This window comes from Plesiomonas sp. (assembly GCF_051650925.1).
In the GTDB taxonomy this organism is placed as follows: domain Bacteria; phylum Pseudomonadota; class Gammaproteobacteria; order Enterobacterales; family CAMTGL01; genus Plesiomonas.
Genome location: NZ_JBOFRH010000560.1, coordinates 1 through 3307 on the forward strand (window position 1 = coordinate 1; position 3307 = coordinate 3307).

Consider the following 3307-nt stretch of genomic DNA (forward strand, 5'->3'; position numbering starts at 1 on the left):
CCCTGTACCCAGCCGTTCAAAAACAGCAGTACAAACATGATGGTAATACTTGAGGTTGCCCACGGCACAAAACCCATAAACAGGAAGATAGCCGCTGACATCAGCAAACCGGCCGTTAAAAATACCCGCGGATTTGAGCGGTCAGATACCGCGCCCATCAGAAATTTTGATAACCCGTAGGCAATCGCCACCCCTGACATGGCAAACCCCAAATCACCGCGCGAAAAGCCCTGTTCAACCAGATAGGGCATGGCCAGTGAGAAGTTTTTACGCACCAAGTAATAACCGGCATAACCAAAGAAAATACCGGCGAAAATTTGCCAACGCATGCGTTTGTAAGTGCTGTCAATTTGCGCATCCGGCAAACGGGCACTGTGTGCTGCAGGTTGAAAAAAACGCAACATAATCGGGTCCTCGATATGTTTTATGAGTGAGATGAGTATCTTGTTTTAATAATGGATGAATCATAATAGTTAGCGAAATCGCACGCGATTAAGCCAATATTTAACTAAAATAGAACAGTTAATGGTTAAACCTGTTCGAAATCGAACGCAATGATAGTGAGAATATGATCATAATGGTGTGAGGACAAACACACTTCGCTCTATCCATAATTAATTTTCCTTTTAAAATAAATCAGTTAGATAACGAAAATCAGTAAAGCACCAACACCACGCTATGCAAAAGCGCACTCTCTTTAAAATATTATTGTCAGCACACTGAACATATTCCCGACCTTGAATGCGACCTGTGATTCACATCACGCTTACAATTGAGCGATTAACGCACGATTACGTGATAAAAATCACAAATAACCATAAAAATAGCGCGCGATAACTTTCGTTTTTGCGCATTTATGGTTCATATCAAACATTTCACTGCAAAAAGTAGGGATACTCTCTGCCATAAAAAGAGCCTTTCGCGGAAAATGCACGTAACGCAAAACACCGGATAACCGAGCGATAACAGAATGTTCCCTCGGATACTCGGCCTGATGCCACGCGCTCCGGCGATGGATCTCTTTCCCTACTCTTTGGTGTTTTACCGCTGACCTGCGAGAAGTGTGACCATGATGAACAGCGCAACCCGAATTGAAACCGATGTCGCCATTATTGGTGGCGGTGCAACCGGCGCCGGTGTCGCCCGAGATTGCGCCCTGCGCGGCCTGCGCTGCGTGCTACTTGAGCGCGATGACATTGCCACCGGAGCGACCGGACGCAATCATGGTCTGCTGCACAGCGGCGCACGTTATGCGGTAACCGATGAGGAGTCGGCCCGCGAATGCATCAGCGAAAACAAAATTCTTAAAAAAATTGCCCGCCACTGTGTCGAACCGACCGGGGGGCTGTTTATTACGCTGCCAGAAGATGATCTCGATTTTCAGGCCGGTTTTATCCGCGCCTGCCAAACTGCCGGTATTGATGCCAATGCTATCAGCCCAACAGAGGCTCGCCGCTTAGAGCCTTCCGTGAACCCTGCACTGATTGGTGCGGTCACCGTTCCCGATGGCACGGTTGACCCATTTCGCCTGACGGCTGCCAATATGCTCGATGCGCGCGAGAATGGTACGCAAGTGCTTACTTACTGTGAGGTGGTTGGTTTAATTCGAGAAGGTACGAAAGTCATTGGGGTACGCGCATTTAATCACCAAACCCATACGGTGGTTGAAGTGTATGCGCCAATCGTGGTGAATGCTGGCGGGATCTGGGGGCAACGTATTGCTGAGTATGCTGACTTAACTATTCGGATGCTGCCCGCGAAAGGGGCGCTGCTGATCATGGGCCACCGCATCAACAATCAGGTCATCAACCGTTGCCGCAAACCGGCAGATGCCGATATTTTAGTACCGGGTGATACCATTTCGCTGATCGGTACAACCTCTAGCCGGATCCCGTATGACCGAATTGATGATATGCGGGTAACACCAGAAGAGGTTGATATTTTAATCCGTGAGGGAATTAAGTTATCACCGATTATGGAAAGAACCCGCATTTTGCGTGCCTATGCCGGAGTACGGCCTCTGGTGGCAACCGATAACGACCCTTCTGGGCGTAACGTCAGCCGTGGTATTGTGCTGCTTGATCATGCCAAGCGCGACGGGCTCGATGGGCTAGTCACCATTACCGGCGGTAAACTGATGACCTACCGGCTGATGGCCGAGTGGACAACCGATCTGGTGTGCGAAAAACTCAACCACCAAGCGCGCTGCACCACCGCCGAACAACCGCTGCCCGGCTCAAATGAACGCACCGAAGAGACGCACGGCAAAATTATCAGCCTACCCGCACCGTTACGCGGTTCAGCGGTTTACCGCCACGGCGACCGCGCGCCACGTTTTGTCAGTATCAACCGTTACGACAGCTCACTGGTGTGTGAATGTGAAGCGGTCACCGCCGCCGAAGTGCGCTATGCGGTAAACGAGCTGAAAGTGAACAATCTTATCGATCTGCGCCGCCGTACACGGGTCGGCATGGGGCCCTGTCAGGGCGAGCTGTGTGCCTGCCGCGCCGCTGGCGTTATGGCCCGTTTTGGCCAGACCACACCGCAACAATCAACCCAACAATTGCGCGAATTTCTGGAAGAGCGTTGGAAAGGCATTCGCCCAATTGCGTGGGGGGATGCGCTGCGCGAATCGGAATTTACCAACTGGATTTATCAGGGATTGTGCGGGCTTGATGATGTGCCGCCCGTTTCGTTAAATACCGTAAACACAGTGCCAAACACCACCACAACCCAGACCGTTCGACAGGAGAACGCCAATGAAATTTGATGTGGCTATCATTGGTGCCGGTTTAGCCGGGCTAACCTGCGGGATCAAGCTGGCACAAGCTGGACAGCGCTGCACCATTATCAGCTCAGGGCAGTGTGCGCTGAATTTCTCTTCTGGCTCACTCGATTTACTCAGCCGATTGCCCAACGGCCACGCCGTAGCGACGCCACTGCAAGCACTTGATCAACTGGCTACCCAAGCGCCACAGCACCCGTATACCCGTATCGGCTATCAGGCGATTACACAGGCTACCACCCAGTTCAGCCAGATGCTGGCCGACAGCGGCATCTTGATGCACGGCTCGGCACAACACAATCATCTGCGGATGACCCCGCTTGGCAGCCTGCGCAGCACTTGGTTAAGCCCAGCATCAGTGCCGGTACATCCGTTATCTTCCCACGCAGAGCACAGTGATGATTCTGTTGCTATGCGCAGTAAAATTGCGCTGATCGGCATCGAAGGCTTCCATGATTTCCAGCCGGAAATGGCGGCCGCAACACTGCGCGAACACCCGCTGTACCGCCACTGCGATATCGT

At 51.9% G+C, this 3307-nt stretch carries 3 protein-coding genes; 2 read left to right on the forward strand and 1 reads right to left on the reverse strand.

Annotation, left to right across the window (positions count from 1 at the left end; genetic code table 11):
* Positions 1-404 (reverse strand): MFS transporter (locus ACRC27_RS13305; RefSeq protein WP_438640096.1); only part of this gene is annotated, 404 nt, incomplete at its 3' end.
* Between the two features lie 665 nt (positions 405-1069).
* Here ACRC27_RS13305 and glpA point away from each other — a divergent pair.
* Complete coding sequence (gene glpA / locus ACRC27_RS13310) at positions 1070-2770, forward strand: anaerobic glycerol-3-phosphate dehydrogenase subunit A (protein WP_438640097.1); 1701 nt, start codon at positions 1070-1072, stop codon at positions 2768-2770.
* Positions 2760-3307: anaerobic glycerol-3-phosphate dehydrogenase subunit GlpB (glpB, locus tag ACRC27_RS13315; RefSeq protein ID WP_438640098.1), on the forward strand; the 548-nt coding region annotated here is incomplete at its 3' end. The genes glpA and glpB, both read left to right, overlap by 11 nt.